Origin of the sequence: Paenibacillus zanthoxyli JH29, assembly GCF_000520715.1 — a bacterium.
GTDB classification, from domain to species: domain Bacteria; phylum Bacillota; class Bacilli; order Paenibacillales; family Paenibacillaceae; genus Paenibacillus_AQ; species Paenibacillus_AQ zanthoxyli.
Map to the genome: position 1 here is coordinate 1 of NZ_ASSD01000434.1, position 1,049 is coordinate 1,049.

At 50.9% G+C, this 1,049-nt stretch carries 2 protein-coding genes; both read left to right on the forward strand.

Going from position 1 to position 1,049, the window contains the following annotated elements:
* Positions 1-613, forward strand: a 613-nt coding sequence (locus L691_RS29165) for a single-stranded-DNA-specific exonuclease C-terminal domain-containing protein (protein WP_036737265.1), incomplete at its 5' end; no start/stop codon positions are given.
* Positions 614-792: 179 nt separating this feature from the next.
* Positions 793-1,049, forward strand: a 257-nt coding sequence (locus tag L691_RS0116530) for a purine phosphoribosyltransferase family protein (RefSeq protein WP_025691548.1), incomplete at its 3' end; no start/stop codon positions are given.

A 1,049-nucleotide genomic window follows, 5' to 3' on the forward strand; every position in this document is an offset into this window, starting at 1 on the left:
AGGTCTGGCTGCGGCCGTGGTCCGTAAGGATTGGCTGAAAGAGCAAGAGCAGCCGGAATGTCAAGGGATGACCTTTTGGGTATATGATCAATATAACGGAATTTCTCCGGCAGACAATCTGCCTGGGGAAGATGACGGAAGAAGCGTATCCCTGCTGTGCCTGCTGGATATGCCGGAATCGACAGAGCAGCTTGATGCATTGCTGCGTACTTTTCCGGCAGCAGATAACATTGCACTGCTGCACTCGCTTCGCCTGGAACGGGAGCGGCTGCTTGTTCCGACGAGAGAGCATTTTAAGATGCTCTATAAATGGCTGGCCGCAATGGCATCCGGTCCGATTCCGGAGCAGGAAGTGCTGCTGCGGCTCAGCCGCAAATCGCCGATGAGTCTGCGAATGCTGAAGATGATGCTTGATGTATTTGAAGAACTTGATTTTATAAGAAGAGAGCAGGGGCAGCTATCCTTTGTAACCCGGCCTGCCGCCCGGGATCTTACTTCTTCAAGCCATTTTATGCGCCTTAGCCAATTGGCGGAGATGGAGCAATATTTTATGGAAGGAAGTCCGTCCGAGCTGCAAGAATGGATGGAGTCGCGCCGTCTCGGCGCATCCTAAAGCATAGCGGGGTAGAGATCATGCGGTACCCGGGTTGTATGCTAACAGAACGAAGCGAATTTTGCGAAGCTTATTCAAGAAGCATATGCTATCAAAACTAAGCGAATGCTTCCGAAGTAAGTTTTGCGAAGACCATTCAAAAGAAGTATATGCTATCAAAACTTTTAGGAGGAGTTATTTTGGACTTCAAAGAAATTATCCGCGTGATTCCGGATTTCCCTCAGCCGGGCATCAGCTTCAAAGATATTACGACACTGCTGAAGGACGGTGAAATGTACCGAGGGGCGATCGATGCGCTGAAAGAACGTGTGGCCCATTTGAAGATTGATGTCATCGCAGGTCCTGAAGCGCGGGGCTTTGTCATAGGGGCTCCTCTTGCCTATGCGCTGGGCGTAGGGTTTGTGCCGATCCGCAAGAGCGGCAAACTGCCGTACGA